Source organism: Rickettsia japonica YH, from assembly GCF_000283595.1.
Taxonomy (GTDB): Bacteria; Pseudomonadota; Alphaproteobacteria; order Rickettsiales; family Rickettsiaceae; genus Rickettsia; species Rickettsia rickettsii.
In genome coordinates, this window is sequence record NC_016050.1 from 483,248 (window position 1) to 500,121 (window position 16,874).

Here is a 16,874-nt window from a genome sequence, read left to right on the forward strand (position 1 = left end):
CGTTCCTAATATTGTTTTGATGAGTTTTTGTGCTGGATGTTTATATTTAACAAAATACATTATTCCTAATAATTTTCAAAAAGAAGAGCTTGGAAGTTTTGGTGGGTTTTTATCGGGTATAGTTGGTAGTATGTATGCGGTATCAACCGGTTTTGTATTAATTTATTGACTCGGTAATTTTAATAAAGCACAAGAAGGGGTGGCAGCAGAATCTATAGTGTTGATAAGGCTTGCAGATAGTGTAGGTTGGCTTCCTCATGAAATGAGACCTAAAATTTATCTAGATATTAAAAATTATACCAAAGGTGTAATGCAGCGTGAATGGCAATTAATGAAAGACGGCAAGCAAATCGGTCATGAAGCTCTTAGTGTCCTCCAAGATATTAATAAGAGACTACAAGCTTATAAAGCAAGCGAGCAAATTCAGCTATTGACTAAGCAGGAAATCATCATTGAGTAGATAAAAGAGCTTTATACAGTAAGGTATAACAGAAATGTCCTATTTTCCCTTAAATATTCAATATTGGATAGTTGTATGTATAATGACTGCTATTAATGTAATTTTTGTCTGTATGCTTGGCACCAAGCTTTATTTACATAAGATTTCGGTTGGTTTAGTTTGTATCACTTCATCATCAATGCTTTTGTTATTATTTATATTAGACAAACCTTTTCGAGGTCCTTTCGCCGTAAATCAATATGACCTTATTAAGGCTATACATTATATTGAGAGATTAAATTAGTGATATCTGTAACAACATAACGCCATAATTTATCCATGCCTTTAGTAATACCTATACGAGCAGTAGTAGAGTAGGGTAGCTTTAAGCCGATATCACCGACAAAAAATTCGTTGTTATTTATAAGATCGCATTTATTATGAGAAATATTAATTCCTAAATATTTGCATAATTTACCCGGACCGTTGAGGTATAGATTTTCAGGCGCAATAACATGTACGCCTCTTATTAAGGTCGCAGCAGGGAAGCCTTTAGCTTCGGTTACGAAATTTAAACAATAATACATTCCGTAAATTAAATAGACATAGCTAAAGCCTGCAGGACCAAACATTATATCCGTTCTTTTTGTTCGCCCTCTTGCTGCATGGCAAGCAGGATCATTCTGCCCTATATAGCTTTCAGTTTCAGTAATGATAGCTGTTTTACCTTGGAAATAAAGAGCTTTACCGATTAACTCAGTGCTTACTACATTAGTATCTCTTGCAAAAAATTCACGAGGTAAAGGGATTAGTTTATTCATGTTTTTGAAAAAAATATTTAAATTCTTATGCCATTTTGTAGGCGTGAAGTTAGTAATTTCATATTCAGCTATATTATTTATATAAAAAGGATCTTCTCTTAATATATCTTTAAGCTGACTTAGTTTTTCTATATTAGCTAAAATAATACCGCCAATTCTTGGATGTATAGGACCTAATAAAATATCCTTTATCATAACATGTATCTAAACATTTTCTATGTTCCGTAATAAATTTTTCAACAGAAGAAAGGTCTAAGCCTAAGGTATATTTAAGGTTTACAATAAACATAATTTATATTTTTTTATTAAGTGTTTTAGAATTTTTTATAGAGATTGGAACGGTATCATATCCGCCGTCGCAAAACGGTTGACATTTGATGATTCTTTTAAAGGTAAGCCACAAGCCTTTTATGCTGCCGTGCATTGATATAGCTTCTTTGGCATATTCAGAACAAGTGGGGTGAAACCGGCAATTATTGCCAAGTAGTGGAGAAATGAAATATTGATAAAATCTAAGTAATAATAATAAGATTCTAGTCATTTTGAAGCTTGTCTATTATTTTTCCCATTTTTTTTTGAGTTAGATCTTCATAATAATCGTCATTAATCTGTACGACCGGAGCGTTAACGCATGCTCCCAAACATTCTATCTCGCTTAAAGTAAATTTTTGATCTTCAGTAGTTTCTTTGAGTTTTACACCTAATTTCTTTTCGCAAATTTTCATTATATCATCACTACCACGCAGCCAGCAAGGAGTAGTAGTACATACTTGGATATGATATTTACCAACTCGCTTTAAGTTAAACATAGTATAAAATGTTGCAACCTCATAAGCCCGTATATAAGGCATTGCTAACATATTTGCGACATATTCGATAGCAGGAACAGGTAGCCAGCCGCCGTTTTGACGTTGTGCTAGATCAAGCAGCGGAAGTATTGCACTTCTTTTTCCATGCGGTGGATATTTTTTTATAATCTCTTCTGCTAGATTTAAATTTTTCTTATCAAATGTAAAATTTGTAATTTTTGTATTCATATATATATTTTTAGTACGGTATAGTTTTATGTCATTCCTGCGCAAGCAGGAATCCATAGAACTATTTAATTAAATCTTTCCATTCAGGATTAGTTTTTTCTATCAGTTCTATTTTCACACTACTTTGCCATTTTTTCAAGTTTGTTTCTCTTGTAAGTGCTTCTTGAATATCAGTAAATTCTTCTTTATAAACAAGCTTTATAATATTATATTTTGCGGTAAAACCTTTTATTATTGTTTGTTTATGTTCATAAGCACGACGTATTATATTATTAGTAATACCAATATATAAAGTACCATGCTTATTAGAGCATAATATATATACCCAATACATTTTTTGTTTTTTAGTTTTATTTTATGGATTCCTGTTTTCGTAGGAATGACAGAGTAACGCAAGTACAAGCCCACGGCATAACAAATATATTACCTATCTATCTCACCAAATACTATATCAAGCGTTGCAATAATGGTAATAACATCTGCCATTAAATGACCTTTAGACATAAAATCTAGTCCTTGCAAATGAGCAAAGCCGGGTGCTTTAATACGACATCTATAAGGTCTATTACCTCCTTGCGAGTATAAATATACACCAAATTCGCCTTTAGGGGCTTCTACGGCTTTATAGGTCTCGCCGGCTGGGACGTCATATCCTTCCGTATAGAGCTTAAAATGATGAATCATTGCTTCCATAGATTCTTTCATTTTGGCTCTTGTCGGTGGTGTTAATTTAGGATCATCGGTTTTAACTGCACCTTTCGGCATTTTTTCTATACATTGCTTGATTATCTTGATTGATTCGTACATTTCAAGCATACGAACGAAATATCTGTCGTAACAATCACCGTTTTTGCCGATTGGTACTTTAAAGTCCATTTCATCGTAAACGTCATAAGGGTTTGACTTGCGTAAATCCCAAGCTATACCCGAACCTCTAAGCATTGGTCCTGAAAACCCCCAGTCCATTGCCTCTTTTTGAGACGCAACGCCGATATCTACTAAACGTTGTTTCCATAATCTATTTTCATTTAGTAGACTTTCAATATCGTGAAGTTTAGGAGGAAACTGTTCTATAAACTTATCTATATCCTCAAGTAAACCTTCGGGTAAATCTGCTGCAACCCCGCCCGGTCTAAAGTAGTTTGAATGCATACGAGAGCCGGAAACATGCTCGTAAAATTCCATGATCTTTTCTCGCTCTTCAAAGAGCCATAATAAAGGAGTAGTAGCACCGATATCTAAAGCTTGGCTGCCAATATTCAAAGTATGGTTCAAAATTCTTGTTAGCTCTGAGAATAGTACCCTGATAAACTTAGCTCTTCGTGGGACTTCGCATTCTAATAACGACTCGACAGCTAAAGCAAATGCATGTTCCTGACACATCGGCGAAACATAATCAAGACGATCAAAATATGGTATAGCCTGCAAATATGTTTTATGCTCAATAAGCTTTTCCGTACCACGATGAAGTAACCCAATATGAGGGTCGGCATTATTTACTACTTCCCCGTCCATCTCAAGGATTAACCTTAAAACTCCGTGAGTTGCCGGATGCTGTGGACCAAGGTTTAGAGTTATAGTTTTGGTGTTGTTAGTCATAGTATTTTTCCTACTGTCACCTAGTTCGCTTGACCACGGGGTCCAGTCTTTTTTATTTTTTCTGGATCCCGCGATCAAGTCACAGGATGACATTCATTTTATTTCTGGATTCCTGATTTCGCAGGAATGACATCGGTTGCCTTCTCATCACCTGGCAATACATAACTCGGGCTATGCCAGTGCGAGCTAAAATCAAAATCACGATATTCTATGTCTAAATCGACCGGTTCATAAGCTACTTTCTTTAGCTTCTCATCATATTTAACTTGTGTATAGCCTGTTAACGGGAAATCTTTACGTAATGGATGCCCCTCAAATTCGTAATCGGTTAGTATGCGTCTTTTATCGTCATTACCCTCGAAATTTACCCCGTACATATCATAAACTTCACGCTCATACCAACAAGCGGCACTAAATATATTCATTGCTGAAGGTATAGTTTCTTTTTCAGATATATATACTTTTATTATAAGACGCTTATTTAATTTTAAGCTTAATAAATTATATACTACTTCAAACCTTTTATAGTCAATTGATTTGGACTTGCCTACATTGTCGCTCGTCGCTTTCCTATTAGTTATAGGCTTCGCGTCTTGCTCCTTGTGGCCAAGCCCAACTGAATTGACTACGTTATTCTGAGGAAAATCAGCTCCAAATAAATCAGTAAGTAAAGTGAAGCGTAATTCTTCCGATTCTTTTAGAACTTTTAAAAACGGCAATAAAAAATTCGGCTCGATTTTATAAGCTAGGTAATCTTTAACCGTGATCGGAGTTATTAAAATGCTAGATTTAGCTGCAAGTCTTTCAATGAGTTTGTCTAGCGTCATACTTAAAACCTGTAGTGCGTTTAATTTTTTTCTGTAACTGCATAAGCCCGTAAATTAATGCTTCAGCGGTAGGAGGGCAGCCAGGGACATATACGTCAACCGGTACGATTCTATCACAGCCACGCACTACCGAATAGGAAAAGTGGTAATAGCCGCCGCCATTGGCACAGCTACCCATTGAAAGCACCCATTTAGGTTCAGCCATCTGATCATATACTTTACGTAGAGCCGGTGCCATTTTGTTAGTAAGCGTTCCTGCAACTATCATAAGGTCGGACTGTCTTGGACTTGGTCTAAATAACATACCGAAGCGATCCATATCATATCTACTTGCTGCTGCCTGCATCATCTCAACAGCACAACAAGCAAGCCCAAAAGTCATAGGCCATAAGGAATTAGCTCTCGCCCAGCCTATAACGTCATCAACTTTAGTGAGTAAGAATCCTCTATTAGAAAGCTCATTACTTAATAATTCGTCTTCTTGATAAAAATTATTTTTCATATTACTACCAGTCTAAAGCTCCTTTCTTCCATTCATATATGAACCCGATAATAAGTACGAATAAGAAAAACATCATTGAGAAAAAGCCTATTTTACCTATCGTATTAAGACTAATAGCCCAAGGCACTAAAAATGCAATTTCAAGATCAAAGATAATAAATAAAATAGCAACTAAGTAAAAACGTATGTCAAATTTTGCTCTTGCATCGCTAAAAGGCTCAAAACCGCACTCATAAGGTTCTAGCTTATCTTTATTATATTTTTTTGTCGATAATAGGTTAGGTAGAATCATTATTAAACCGGAAACCAATACCGCAATACAGAAAAATATAGCAATCGGTAGATATTCTTGTAAAAGTTCTGAGTTTTGTAGCATATGTTTTTTATTATATTGTTCCGTCATTGCGAGAAGAATTGCACAGTAATGCGACGAAGCAATCTCAGGATATTTGATGAGATTGCCACGCAGCCTACGGCTGCTTGCAATGACGTAGATTTAATGACACTTAACTCTATATTTACCTCAAATAGCATCAATTATCAATGACAATATCAGGTTTAACTAGTAGCTTCATTAAAACTAGTACCCAAATACCGCTTGATATCCACCATATTTGCCAAATATTATATGAAATCATGCCGATAATATAGTAATTTATAAAACATGCATAGGAAATTGCCTTGAAATTTTTATTTTTGAGATTACTAATTTGTTTGAGATATTTATAAACTAAGCATAAAAATAATATTAAACCTATTATACCGAGTTCAAGAGTAATTTGTAATATATTATTATGAGGATGAAGCGGCAAAGGATGCCATTTTTCTCCGTTGTAATCGATCATTTCACTATCATCAGCTTCGATATATTTAGAAGAAGCTAAGCCATAGCCTAAAATCGGCTTTTCAATGATTTTGTTTGCGACGAAATGCCAAATAAATAAACGATGAGCAGCGGAAGGTTGTGTAGCTAAATATTGTTCAGATAAATCTTGTGGTTCTATTTGTTTAGCTATCACAGGAAATAGTAACGAGCCGGTAATTAAACTTATTGCGATTAATTTGAAAAATATCGGCTTCATAAATCTTGTTAAAATAAATATTACTCCTCCTATACCAAAGCCTAAAAAACTTGCTAAACTATCGGAAATACTTAGTAAATAAAGTACTAATATATATAGCATTAATGCATGTCGTTTTTTATCGTTAGAAAGTAAAATTATAATCGCTACCCAAGCGGTAATTGAAAGTAAAGCACAACCACGATCTAGCATATATAAGCCAAAACTAGTTTTGAATATTCTTGTTAAAAATCCATGAGAAGAATATTCGATGAAGAATAATAATATTGCTGTGAGAATTCCGAATATTAAGGCTTTTTTAAGCTGTAAGCGATTTTGAAAAGGAGAAGAATTACTAACTGCAAAGCCAAGAAATAAGAGTATAAAAACTTGAGTAAAAGTAGCTAAGCTATTAATAAGATGAATTGCGAATAAACAAGATATAAAGCACCAAGCGGTGAATAACATTGTCATCCCGTGAGCTTGTAGTGGGATCCAGTCTTTTTTTATTTTTTGGATACCGTGGTCAAGCCACGGTATGACATTGTTACTGGATTGCCACGCTCCTTTCAGTCGCTCGCAATGACTATTAATACTTCGCAGGAATGATATAAGCAAAAAAATTGTAACAGTAGCTGCAGTGGATAAGCCCGCCAGCATCCCAAGGCTTGGAATTAAAAATATTAAACTTGAAATTAAATATTGCATCTAAAAACAATCTTTAGCAAAAATTTCGTAGATTGGGTGTTCAAACGTTGAAAGTGAAATGCTTGAAGAAATCATCCATCCTTGAAAGAGTAAATTAGGATCTTCGTCTATTTTATATTCCGTTATGGTCATCAACAAATAATTATCTTCATTATATGGATCAAGGTTTTTTATACATTTGTGCAATTTGATTTTTATATTACCGAAATATTTTTCTTCTCCGACTTTAAAATCTATCTCTTCAGAAGTAGCAGTAATGTTATTTAGAGCAATAATTTTGCCATTTGTATAATTCTTAAACTCAGAACTATCATTAATATTATCGTTTGGATTTAAAATAGGATGATTTTCATCAAGAGGGATAAATACGTCATTTTCAATATCTTCGGTTGTAGTAACCGACTCTAAATTTTCTGCGAATATAGGAAAATTAATGCATATAGTGATGATAAAAATAATTTTTAGTAATTTCATAGATAAATATATTATTTTTCAAAATTATATACTATAGGGGATTAATGGCAATGATAATTTATGATAAGATTTTAAGGTCATTGCGAGCGATTTCAAGGAGCGTGGCAACCTCAGGAATCTTGCCTTAGATTGCTTAGTCAAAACTTACAATTTTTTCTCGCAATGACGATGTAGGTACAATATGCTCCACTCTAAAGAACTCTTAAATTCTATTTTACGACAGGATTTTCATAGTTTTATAATTAAGGTATTTAATACTATTAATCCTGGAGCGGAGTATTATCCAAGTAAGCATATAAGAATAATTACCGATTATTTAAATGCCGTGTAAAGCGGTGATATTAATCGTTTAATAATTAATATACCGCCAAGGAGCTTACTACAATCTATTTGTGTTAGCGTTGCTTGGCCTGCTTATTTATTGGGGGTGAATCCTACCAAAAGGATTATGGTTGCCAGCTATTCTCAAATACTTAGCATTAAACACTCACTAGATTGTCGGTTCATTTTAAATTTTGATTGGTATAAAGAACTGTTCCCAAGTACTATCCTTAGTAAACCCCATAATCAAAAAAGTAAGTTTTTAATGACAGCTAATGGCTTTAGATTTGCAACATCGGTTGGAAGATCAGCAACAGGTGAGGGCGGTGATATCTTAATGATCGATGATCCTCATAACCCCACGCAAATTCATTCTTATAAAATACGTAAGAAAGTTATAGATTGGTTTGAGCAAACTTTTGTTAGCAGACTAAATAATCGTAATAAGGGAGCGATAGTTTTAGTTATGCAGCGTCTGCATACGGATGATTTATCCGGTTATCTACTTAATAATAGCAATTCATGGCATCATTTAAAAATTCCGGCGATTAGCATTCAAGATTACTCCTTTAAATTAATGAATAAAGAATATCAATATCTTAGTGGTAAAGTTATTAGACAGATATAAAGAACCTCCTGATTGTTTAATGAAATTAGAGCAGGAAATAGGTAGCTATAATGATAATGCTCAATATTTACAAGAACCGATAGCACAAAGGTCATCGTTACTGAATATGGAAGATATTAGCTTTTATGAAAATCTACCTTCAAGATTTGATTATTTTGTGCAAAGCTGGGATACGGCAATTAAGATTTCCGAAGATTCCGATTATAGTGTTTGTAATATATGGGGGATTCTTGAACAGAAATATTATCTAGTATCATTAGTACGGAAAAAAATTAATTATCCTGAGCTTAAGAATTTGACGGAAAAACTAACTAGAGAATATCAGCCAAAATTTATATTAATCGAAGATAAAGCAAGTGGTCAACAATTGATTCAAGATATAGGATTTTTAGGTGGTAATATTTAGAGTGATAGGGATTAAGCCAAGCTTTGATAAAGTTACAAGATTCGCCTCGGTAGTTCTTTTATTTTAATCAGCTAGTGTTCTAATACCTAAATAATCAAGCATAATTTTAAAGGAATTACTGAATTTTCCCCATATTAAAAATGACGATATAGTAGATTCAGTTAGCCAGTTCTTGAATTTTATGAAGGATAAATCGTTTAAATATCCTGCAAGGATTAGGAGTTTAATATAAAAATAGTTGCTTTTTTGTATGGATGTTGGTAGTATTTATGTTATTCCCGTGAAAGCGGGAATCCAGTACAAATACAATTATCTGTTTATGGATTCCTGCTTTCGCAGGAATGACATAGGATTGTGGTATGACAAATGATTAGGCTGGGTAGCAAAGTGGTAATGCCGTGGACTGCAAATCCTCTATTCGTCGGTTCGATTCCGACCCTGGCCTCCATTATAGAAATTAAAACATCTTATGGCATTTATTGCGCAATTCCTAGAAATGCTTTTAGCCGAGAGAGCATTGTCAAAAAATTCAATACTTAGCTATAAGCGTGACTTATTCGATTTTCAAAATTATCTTGCTAAACAAAAATTATCCGAATTAAATATTACTACTGAGAATATTAGAGACTGGATTGAGTATCTAGCAAGTAATGATTTGCAAGCACGCTCAATCAACAGAAAAATCTCAACTATAAAAAGTTATTATGAATTTTTAATTAGCGAAAACCATACCGCGTTTAATCCGGTTCTTAACGTAGATTTGCCCAAATATCAAAATAAACTTCCCGAAATATTATCTATAGCTCAAATTAAATCGTTACTTGAACATTGCTCTCACAATAATTCTCCTGAAGGTATCAGGCTTAATGCTATGATTCATTTGCTTTATGCTAGTGGTCTTAGAGTCTCGGAGCTTGTTAGTCTTAAGCTTGCTGATATTCTGACTAATAAAACGTCTAAAGGAGAAGTAAGAAAAATATTTTCGGTACTTGGTAAAGGTAATAAGGAAAGAGTCATAGTAATAAATGAACAGGCAGTTATCAGTATTGCTAAATATCTTGCAATTAGAGATGTTTTTGTGAATAAAGCTAAACCAAGCAATCTAATTTATTTATTTCCCTCATCAGCTTTAGCTGGTTATATGACTAGGCAAAATTTTGCTATTCTGTTAAAATCTGCTGCCCTTTATGCAGGACTTAACCCTGAGTATATTTCTCCGCATATATTACGTCACAGTTTTGCAAGTCATTTGCTTGAGGGCGGAGCAGACTTAAGAGTAATTCAAGAGCTGCTTGGTCACGCTGATATATCTACTACCCAAATATATACTCATCTTCAAACTAATCATCTCAAAAAAGCATTGTTGCATCATCCTCTCAATAAAAATTAATTTATCTTAATCTTCTATAAAGTACTTGTTAATATTTCTTAACTAAATATAATACTTCTTATTAAATGTAAGGAATAAATTATATGAAGCTAAAAGACATGATGAGTTCTTGTATTAGTAAACCTAGAGAAATTGAAGAAGAATATCCTGGATTAGCTCAAAAGAAAGAATCAGGATGCAATGTTTATGCCGGGTTAGGATGCAAAAATCAAGAAGTAAAATTTAGCAACTATTATGAGTTACTTAAAAAAATTCAACAAGGAGAAATAACTTTAGAAGTTCTAGAAAATTTAAGGAAATTAAAAATAGATGATAAAAAATCTTTTCTAGCAGATGTAGAAGAGATTATATCTAACAATAGGTTACATGAGCTTAATGCAACAATAATGAAACATGCTTTAGATTTAGTTGATTCTAAAGATGCAGCTTTTTTACTTCGTAGAACAAAAGAGGATAGTATATTTCGAGATCTAATATATTTAGAAGCAAAAGAAAACAGGTTTACTGTAGAAATTGATAAAAAAGGAACTTTGAAAATTAACCTTCCTAGTGGGGTACTTAAGCTTTACAAGCTATTAATTGATAATTTCTATTTGAAAAAATTTGAGCAGGAGGTATTGCAGCAAAAATTATATCAAGAATTGTTCAGTGATCTAAACATTCCTTTTGAAGAACTAATTGCAAAAAAGGAATTGCAGCAAAAATTATATCAAGAATTATTACCTGATTTCAAAATTCCTTTTGAAGAACTAAATTTTTTTGAAAATTTTATTGAATGCTTAAAAGGCTTATATATTAAAAATAGTTTAGCACGAAGCATAATGAGTTTATTTGTAAGTAGAGATATTAAAGAACATGCTGTATGTGAAGAATTACTTGAATTAGATACATTTAAAAAATTATTTGAGGCAAAAATGTCATTATATGGAACTTCTGCTGATTCTAAATTATTAGTAGTTGATTATGTATTAAATGATGTACAAGGTGTTTATATTAGCAATTTAGCATCTTCGAATATTTTAGATTTAGTAATGCATAGTCAATCGAATAATGAAACAATAGAATCAATAGAAATTTTGGGTGATAGCTCAGGACCAGTATGACTTGCTAGATACTGTTTTAAAGTTTTGATTATAAATATAGTAAAAACATCTAGAAATTAATTTAATCTATCATTAATATTTAAATAATTATAAGTGAGATTAATACTAAATATGGCTACAAAAAATAAAAAAGAAACAGTGAATACTGAAACAAAAAATTTAGCAAATTTAGTTATCCAAGAAATAGGTAACAAAAATTTTGATTTTGTTGTTTTGCAAAAGATGCAGCAGGCTTTTAGTACTGCAAGTAAGCAAAAACAAAGAGAAGCTTTTATAAGTTTGTTAGATAAAAAGCTTAATAAAGAGCAATTACATAAACTCAATCAAGCAATAATGGAAAATGCAAATGAATTAATGCCGGATAACGATCCTAATTTCGTTTGTCGTACTCCTAATAATAAAGTTTTTCAAGAAATATTATTATTGGAAGCCAAACGTTCAGGTATGAAAGCAAAATTTAATGATAAAGGAGAATTACAATCTCTTGATGTAAAAGATATAACACAGGAAATATTAGATCACTATCGTATTTTACAAGAAAAATTTTATCCCAAAAGAGATTCTATAGATTTGATAGATAGTAGAATAGCTCAAAGTATTAATTTTTTATTATATGCTCCACTTTTCCGAGAATCAGATATATATACAACATTAGGTTTAAAATCTGCTGAGATAGAGCGAGAAATACAAGATCCTAACGGTAAGTATGCTAAACAATTAGTAGATGCTAAAATAGGAACTAATATAAATTTTAATACCAAAGAAAATTTAGAAAATAAAGCACATGAAGGAAAAGAAACTAAGATATCTTCAATAATTGAAAAAGCAATAACAAAACTCAAGAAAGACAAAAAAGTAAATATTGAAGATAAGAGACAAGGAGCAATAAAAAGGCATTTATCTAAATCCTTAGAAGGAGCTTCTGATTATATATTAACATTCAAAAAAAATGCTTTAGTAGATGTAATATATCAAGGATTAGATAAAAGACAAGCTTGGTGGTCAAAGATTGTTAATTATATAGGTATAAAATCATATTCCATTTCTAAAAAAAATCTTGAGAAAATAGGCACAATAATAAATAGTGAAATGAAAAATTCTCATACTCCTTTAAAGATAGAAGTACAAGAACAGTTAAAACAAATCTCAAAAGAGTTAAATAGATTAAATAATCTGGTATTGCCGTTAGAGGCTAAAAAAGTTCAGGCAAAATCTAAAAAACCGCCTGTTCCTCCAAAACCTGAACACCTCAAAAAAAGAAATCATGGATTGTGATGATAATTTATAATTTATTACTTCCCATAATATTATAACCGCAATCTACATAATGGATTTCACCGGTAACACCTTTAGATAATTCACTAAATAAATATACTGCTGCTCCTCCTACATCTTCTTGGGTAGTATTACGTTTTAACGGTGCGGTTGCAGCGTGAGATTTAAGCATAGTACTAAAATCACCTATTGCACTAGATGCTAAAGTTTTGATAGGTCCTGCCGAAATAGCATTTACCCTAATATGATTTTCTCCCATATCGTTTGCTAGATATTTTATACTAGCCTCAAGTGCAGCTTTGGCTACTCCCATAACGTTATAATTAGGTATAACTTTTTCAGCGCCGTAGTAAGTTAATGTCACAATGCTTCCGCCGTTATGCATTAAGGCTTCTGCAGACCTTGCGAGTTCTAAAAGAGAGTAACATGATATATGTAAAGAATTATGAAAATTTTCTAAGCTAGTATAAACATAACGTCCTTTTAATTCATTTTTATCGGCAAAAGCCATACCGTGAAGTAAGAAATCGAAGTTACCCCATTTCTCTTTTATATCATCAAATAAATTACTAATTGATTTTGGCTTCGTAACATCAAGTTCGCTAACAAAATTACAACCTATTTCCTCAGCGAGTGGTTTAACTCGTTTTTCTAGTACTCCCGATTGATAAGTAAACCATAGCTCTGCTCCGTGTTTTTTAGCAAGCTGTGCAATCGCCCACGATATTGACATATTATTTGCAATACCTGTAATTAAGCCTTTTTTTCCTTGTAGTAATCCTGTAGTCATTTATTTACTCATTATATTAAAACTTGCTGAAATGATAGCATGATGTATTATTTTGTAAACAAATAATCGATAAAAATGTATAAACCTAAAATCATATGTTTACTGCTAGGGATATTAAGCGGTTTAGTTTTTGCTCCGACTTTCTTTATACCGGCATTATTAACGTTATCTTACTTATGTTATATAGTTCAAAAATCCGAAAATTGGTACGAAGCCACAAAATTTGGTTATTTATTCGGTTTTGGGCATTTTTTAAGTGGAATATATTGGATAAGTATCGGTGTTAGCGTTTATATTGCAGATTTTTGGTGGGCAATTCCTTTTGCGTTATTTGGACTACCTATAGTTTTAGCTTGCTTTATATCAGCAAGCTGCACGCTTAGTTTTTTTGCTAAAAATAATAAATATTACCAATTTATATTCTGTTTATGTTGGGTATTATTTGAGTGGGTACGTTCGTGGATTTTTACCGGTTTTCCTTGGAATTTGATCGGTTATGCTTTTTCGTTTTCAGATATTTTAATACAGCCTTTAAGTATAATAGGGATATATGGGCTTAGTTTTATAGTTATATATATTTCTACATCAGCTTATCCTTTATTTAGCAAGCAATTTACTCAGTTAAAAATATTACTAGCTAGTTCAGTCCTAGTATTAACCATCATTGTCATTTACGGAGCAGTAAGGCTAAGTAATAACCATACAAATTTCACGGATATAAAAGTACGATTAGTGCAACCTTCAATACCTCAAACCGAAAAATGGAATGAAGAAGAATTTTGGCATAATTTAATGCTACATATTAATTTATCGGAAAATTTGGAACCTACCGATTTAATTATTTGGTCTGAGGCAGCATTAGTAGTACCTGATGATATACCGCAAGTTAAATCAAAATTATTAAAAATGCTAAATTCTACAAATGCTATTTTGATAACAGGAGGAATTTCGGATAATAAAAAACAAGGTGATGAGTTTGAACTTTACTCAGCTATGTATGCTCTTGATAAAAATAATCATAAATTATTTGAATACCATAAATCACATTTAGTACCTTTCGGTGAGTATATGCCCCTTAAAAAGATACTACCGTTTAAAAAATTAACTCATGGTTTAATGGATTATAAAGAAGGAAACGGAGGGCTTGTTTATCTTGAAAAATATAATCTTAAAATTAAACCTTTGATTTGTTATGAATCTATTTTTTCTGATTTTGTACGGACTAATAATGAAATAGCCGATGTAATAATTAATATTACAAATGATGCATGGTATGGTAAATCCAGCGGTCCATATCAGCATTTTCATATTAGTAGAAGTAGAGCCGTAGAGAATGGTTTACCTATGATTAGAGTAGCTAATAACGGTATTTCAGCTATAGTAGATCCTTTTGGCAGAACAATAAAAAAACTAAATCTAAATGAAATAAATTATACTCAAGATTTAATTCCTAAAAAATTAATCTCTCCCACTATATTCTCGCAATTCGGTAATTTTACTATTTTATTACTCATCGTTTTTATACTTTTAATTAATTATTTATTAGCCTTGATTCTTGATAATCAAAGGGTTTTAGCATTATTATATTAAATTTTTAATAAAGTTGCTTGATTAAATATAAAGTAATATATACTACATTTAAAGTTGAATAGCCTTTATTAATAATTAATTAAAGCTTATTGTTAAAATGAATGATTCAATAAAACATCCAGACAAACTCGCAAGTGAACGTTTAAAAGAACGACGTCTTGCTGTAGGTATTACCCAAAAAGAATTAGGGCAAGCTTTTTCGGTATTAGTGCTCTCCAAGTTAAAAAATATGAAGAAGGTTTAAGTAATATACCTATAAGTAGGTTATATGTTTTTGCAAAAGTTTTAAATACGCCTTTAAAATATTTCTTTAATAGTTCTGAAGAAGAAAAGTTAAAAGCTGACCATGAAAATACTCATAATAATAAAATTGAATATCTATTCAAAGAAATAGAAAGTGATTTCTTAAATAATATTGCTGAAGAAGAAGGGCAATATGAACATGACGTCTCTTTTGATTATAAATGAATTATCAAGGACTATGGAAAGAGCACTTTTATCGTTAACTAGAGCATTTACTAGAGTACAAAATCCAAATATTAGAAAAATAATCATTGAACTTGTCAGATCAGTATAGATACCTTGTGAATAATATTTAAATTTTCATTGACTTAGCATTACCAAAGTATTAATTTTGGTTAAGGTTTAGTAAATTCTGAGCTGTCAACAATTATTAAATATATTGGAGGAAGGTTATGAGTAAAAGTAAGGCTATTGAAAATAACGGTATTAGTAATACCAATAGTCCAAATGGTAAATATATGGCCCCAAGACCGGAAGGAGTAAAACCTACCTGTGTAGTAATTACTTATTCTGTAAGCAAGGATATTAAGGCTGTTCTTGAAGTATTGGATGAGCGAGGTGCAAGTGTTCATTACATAATTGATAAGGATGGGACTCAAAAAGAATATCATAATGATTTAACAGATCAAGCTTTTTATGCAGGCAAGAGTAGTTGGAAAGGAGAAGTAGGTGTTAATAAGTTTGGTATTGGAGTCATGCTTATTAATGATGCAAAAAGTGATTTTCCTGAAGAGCAAATAGGGAAATTAAAAGAATTTCTTAAGGATGTAGCAGAAAGATATCCAAATTTAGATTTAAAACATGATTTAGTCGGTCTTGGTGAAGTAACTGTAAACCGAGAAGGCAATGCTCATATAGCTCCTGGATCAAAATTTCCTTGGAAAGAATTAGCTGAAGCTGGTTTTGGTAGATATTTTGAGACTACGCAAGAGCAAAAGAGTGAATTATTATTAAGTCTTGATAGTACTGGAGAAAAAGTTAATACTTTACAGGAAAATTTAAAAGAATATGGCTATGGAGTAGAATCCACAAGTACATTTGATCAATTTACTCAGCAAGCAGTTAGAGTATTTAATGATCGTTATGGTACAGGTTTACCAAACGAAGAGCCACCTATAAGTTGGACTGAAGCAGGTCAAGATGTTCTATCGCAATTACTAGGGCAAACGGTATTAGAACAAACAGAAAATGCATAGTTTAAGAAATGAATTCCTTTTTCATTTTATAAGTCTTGCTGCATGGGTACTGAATCGTCATTAAGAGGATGAATGGCTTGTTTAGGTCATTCCTGCGTGGATCGATTCCACCCCTGTCATCCCGCGCGACTTGGTCGCGGGGTCCAATTTAAAATGCTAAAAATTTAGTATTTTAAAGTTACTTTTATGGATGCCGTGGTCAAGCCACGGTATGACATCGAGTAGGTTTTTTGTAGCCGTGCAACAACTTTATGCAATAATAACGTTTTGTAAAAGCGGTTATGACATCGAAGTATAGGCTATCTCAAGTAATTCTTTTAGGCAATACTATTTATTGGTTATTGACATAATCTAAAAATAGTGCTAAACATTAAAAATTTAGAGGCTATCTGTAAATAAGTTTT

19 protein-coding genes, 1 tRNA gene and 1 pseudogene are annotated in these 16,874 nt (G+C 32.2%); 10 read left to right on the forward strand and 11 right to left on the reverse strand.

Features of this window, described 5'->3' with window-relative positions; all coding sequences use genetic code 11:
• Nucleotides 1–19: 19 nt before the first annotated feature.
• Nucleotides 20–743, forward strand: a pseudogene (locus RJP_RS11285) (bestrophin-like domain).
• Here the strand turns inward: RJP_RS11285 and RJP_RS02580 are convergent.
• The 10 genes from RJP_RS02580 to RJP_RS02625 form a co-directional block, all read right to left on the reverse strand.
• The gene (locus RJP_RS02580) at nucleotides 715–1,260 is read right to left on the reverse strand and encodes a DNA-3-methyladenine glycosylase (protein WP_014014177.1); all 546 of its coding nucleotides are present in this window, start codon (nucleotides 1,258–1,260) and stop codon (nucleotides 715–717) included. The pseudogene RJP_RS11285 and the gene RJP_RS02580 sit on opposite strands and share 29 nt — an antisense overlap.
• A gap of 292 nt (nucleotides 1,261–1,552) precedes the next feature.
• Nucleotides 1,553–1,801, reverse strand: a complete 249-nt coding sequence (yidD, locus tag RJP_RS02585; RefSeq protein WP_024704511.1) for a membrane protein insertion efficiency factor YidD — start codon at nucleotides 1,799–1,801, stop codon at nucleotides 1,553–1,555.
• On the reverse strand, nucleotides 1,794–2,297 hold the full coding sequence (gene nuoE, locus RJP_RS02590) for an NADH-quinone oxidoreductase subunit NuoE (protein ID WP_014014179.1): 504 nt from the start codon (nucleotides 2,295–2,297) through the stop codon (nucleotides 1,794–1,796). Before nuoE ends, yidD begins: the two co-directional genes overlap by 8 nt.
• Nucleotides 2,298–2,358: 61 nt before the next feature.
• Nucleotides 2,359–2,631 carry a GIY-YIG nuclease family protein gene (locus tag RJP_RS02595; protein ID WP_014120707.1) on the reverse strand — a complete coding sequence of 91 codons (273 nt, stop codon included), beginning with the start codon at nucleotides 2,629–2,631 and terminating at the stop codon, nucleotides 2,359–2,361.
• Nucleotides 2,632–2,720: 89 nt separating this feature from the next.
• Nucleotides 2,721–3,896 (reverse strand): NADH dehydrogenase (quinone) subunit D, encoded by a 1,176-nt coding sequence (gene nuoD / locus RJP_RS02600; RefSeq protein ID WP_014014181.1) that lies wholly within the window; start codon nucleotides 3,894–3,896, stop codon nucleotides 2,721–2,723.
• 98 nt (nucleotides 3,897–3,994) lie between these two features.
• Nucleotides 3,995–4,723, reverse strand: a complete 729-nt coding sequence (locus tag RJP_RS02605) for an NADH-quinone oxidoreductase subunit C (RefSeq protein ID WP_014120709.1) — start codon at nucleotides 4,721–4,723, stop codon at nucleotides 3,995–3,997.
• On the reverse strand, nucleotides 4,701–5,225 hold the full coding sequence (locus RJP_RS02610) for a NuoB/complex I 20 kDa subunit family protein (protein WP_004995988.1): 525 nt from the start codon (nucleotides 5,223–5,225) through the stop codon (nucleotides 4,701–4,703). The genes RJP_RS02605 and RJP_RS02610 overlap by 23 nt, the downstream gene beginning before the upstream one ends.
• A gap of 4 nt (nucleotides 5,226–5,229) precedes the next feature.
• Complete coding sequence (locus tag RJP_RS02615; protein ID WP_024704512.1) at nucleotides 5,230–5,601, reverse strand: NADH-quinone oxidoreductase subunit A; 372 nt, start codon at nucleotides 5,599–5,601, stop codon at nucleotides 5,230–5,232.
• 157 nt (nucleotides 5,602–5,758) lie between these two features.
• On the reverse strand, nucleotides 5,759–6,994 hold the full coding sequence (locus RJP_RS02620; RefSeq protein ID WP_014120711.1) for an O-antigen ligase family protein: 1,236 nt from the start codon (nucleotides 6,992–6,994) through the stop codon (nucleotides 5,759–5,761).
• Nucleotides 6,995–7,468: a DUF2155 domain-containing protein gene (locus RJP_RS02625; RefSeq protein WP_004995979.1), complete on the reverse strand. Its 474-nt coding sequence runs from the start codon at nucleotides 7,466–7,468 to the stop codon at nucleotides 6,995–6,997.
• 586 nt (nucleotides 7,469–8,054) lie between these two features.
• Between RJP_RS02625 and RJP_RS10340 the strand changes: the two genes are divergently transcribed.
• From RJP_RS10340 to RJP_RS02655, 6 genes are all read left to right on the forward strand, one after another.
• Entirely contained in the window at nucleotides 8,055–8,417 is a 363-nt protein-coding gene (locus RJP_RS10340) for a hypothetical protein (RefSeq protein WP_225981202.1), read from the forward strand.
• Nucleotides 8,392–8,823 carry a phage terminase large subunit family protein gene (locus RJP_RS10345; RefSeq protein WP_225981203.1) on the forward strand — a complete coding sequence of 144 codons (432 nt, stop codon included), beginning with the start codon at nucleotides 8,392–8,394 and terminating at the stop codon, nucleotides 8,821–8,823. The genes RJP_RS10340 and RJP_RS10345 overlap by 26 nt, the downstream gene beginning before the upstream one ends.
• A 373-nt stretch (nucleotides 8,824–9,196) precedes the next feature.
• Nucleotides 9,197–9,271: transfer RNA gene (locus RJP_RS02640), tRNA-Cys, on the forward strand.
• Nucleotides 9,272–9,292: 21 nt separating this feature from the next.
• The gene (gene xerD, locus RJP_RS02645; RefSeq protein ID WP_014120712.1) at nucleotides 9,293–10,213 is read left to right on the forward strand and encodes a site-specific tyrosine recombinase XerD; all 921 of its coding nucleotides are present in this window, start codon (nucleotides 9,293–9,295) and stop codon (nucleotides 10,211–10,213) included.
• Between the two features lie 83 nt (nucleotides 10,214–10,296).
• Nucleotides 10,297–11,316, forward strand: coding sequence for a DUF5410 family protein (locus RJP_RS02650; protein ID WP_014120713.1), 1,020 nt, complete (start codon nucleotides 10,297–10,299; stop codon nucleotides 11,314–11,316).
• Nucleotides 11,317–11,427: 111 nt separating this feature from the next.
• Nucleotides 11,428–12,591, forward strand: a complete 1,164-nt coding sequence (locus RJP_RS02655) for a DUF5410 domain-containing protein (RefSeq protein ID WP_024704513.1) — start codon at nucleotides 11,428–11,430, stop codon at nucleotides 12,589–12,591.
• A 7-nt stretch (nucleotides 12,592–12,598) separates the two neighbouring features.
• On the opposite strand, the gene fabI is transcribed toward RJP_RS02655, so the two are convergent.
• On the reverse strand, nucleotides 12,599–13,381 hold the full coding sequence (fabI, locus tag RJP_RS02660; protein ID WP_014120714.1) for an enoyl-ACP reductase FabI: 783 nt from the start codon (nucleotides 13,379–13,381) through the stop codon (nucleotides 12,599–12,601).
• Between the two features lie 75 nt (nucleotides 13,382–13,456).
• Between fabI and lnt the strand changes: the two genes are divergently transcribed.
• The 3 genes from lnt to RJP_RS02670 all read left to right on the forward strand — a co-directional run bounded on the left by lnt (nucleotide 13,457) and on the right by RJP_RS02670 (nucleotide 16,470).
• Nucleotides 13,457–14,971, forward strand: coding sequence for an apolipoprotein N-acyltransferase (gene lnt, locus RJP_RS02665; protein WP_014120715.1), 1,515 nt, complete (start codon nucleotides 13,457–13,459; stop codon nucleotides 14,969–14,971).
• Nucleotides 14,972–15,068: 97 nt separating this feature from the next.
• Complete coding sequence (locus RJP_RS08970; RefSeq protein ID WP_109559307.1) at nucleotides 15,069–15,215, forward strand: hypothetical protein; 147 nt, start codon at nucleotides 15,069–15,071, stop codon at nucleotides 15,213–15,215.
• A 451-nt stretch (nucleotides 15,216–15,666) separates the two neighbouring features.
• Complete coding sequence (locus tag RJP_RS02670) at nucleotides 15,667–16,470, forward strand: N-acetylmuramoyl-L-alanine amidase (RefSeq protein WP_014120716.1); 804 nt, start codon at nucleotides 15,667–15,669, stop codon at nucleotides 16,468–16,470.
• The last annotated feature ends 404 nt before the right edge of the window (nucleotides 16,471–16,874 follow it).

Bases quoted from the DNA above. Each gene is read 5' to 3' on its own strand.
- nuoD (WP_014014181.1), bottom strand. From the start codon at position 3,896: ATGACTAACAACACCAAAACTATAACTCTAAACCTTGGTCCACAGCAT.
- RJP_RS02615 (WP_024704512.1), bottom strand. From the start codon at position 5,601: ATGCTACAAAACTCAGAACTTTTACAAGAATATCTACCGATTGCTATA.
- RJP_RS02670 (WP_014120716.1), top strand. From the start codon at position 15,667: ATGAGTAAAAGTAAGGCTATTGAAAATAACGGTATTAGTAATACCAAT.
- RJP_RS02595 (WP_014120707.1), bottom strand. From the start codon at position 2,631: ATGTATTGGGTATATATATTATGCTCTAATAAGCATGGTACTTTATAT.
- lnt (WP_014120715.1), top strand. From the start codon at position 13,457: ATGTATAAACCTAAAATCATATGTTTACTGCTAGGGATATTAAGCGGT.
- RJP_RS08970 (WP_109559307.1), top strand. From the start codon at position 15,069: ATGAATGATTCAATAAAACATCCAGACAAACTCGCAAGTGAACGTTTA.
- RJP_RS02580 (WP_014014177.1), bottom strand. From the start codon at position 1,260: ATGAATAAACTAATCCCTTTACCTCGTGAATTTTTTGCAAGAGATACT.
- yidD (WP_024704511.1), bottom strand. From the start codon at position 1,801: ATGACTAGAATCTTATTATTATTACTTAGATTTTATCAATATTTCATT.
- nuoE (WP_014014179.1), bottom strand. From the start codon at position 2,297: ATGAATACAAAAATTACAAATTTTACATTTGATAAGAAAAATTTAAAT.
- RJP_RS02625 (WP_004995979.1), bottom strand. From the start codon at position 7,468: ATGAAATTACTAAAAATTATTTTTATCATCACTATATGCATTAATTTT.
- xerD (WP_014120712.1), top strand. From the start codon at position 9,293: ATGGCATTTATTGCGCAATTCCTAGAAATGCTTTTAGCCGAGAGAGCA.
- RJP_RS02650 (WP_014120713.1), top strand. From the start codon at position 10,297: ATGAAGCTAAAAGACATGATGAGTTCTTGTATTAGTAAACCTAGAGAA.
- RJP_RS02620 (WP_014120711.1), bottom strand. From the start codon at position 6,994: ATGCAATATTTAATTTCAAGTTTAATATTTTTAATTCCAAGCCTTGGG.
- RJP_RS10340 (WP_225981202.1), top strand. From the start codon at position 8,055: ATGACAGCTAATGGCTTTAGATTTGCAACATCGGTTGGAAGATCAGCA.
- RJP_RS02605 (WP_014120709.1), bottom strand. From the start codon at position 4,723: ATGACGCTAGACAAACTCATTGAAAGACTTGCAGCTAAATCTAGCATT.
- RJP_RS02655 (WP_024704513.1), top strand. From the start codon at position 11,428: ATGGCTACAAAAAATAAAAAAGAAACAGTGAATACTGAAACAAAAAAT.
- RJP_RS02610 (WP_004995988.1), bottom strand. From the start codon at position 5,225: ATGAAAAATAATTTTTATCAAGAAGACGAATTATTAAGTAATGAGCTT.
- fabI (WP_014120714.1), bottom strand. From the start codon at position 13,381: ATGACTACAGGATTACTACAAGGAAAAAAAGGCTTAATTACAGGTATT.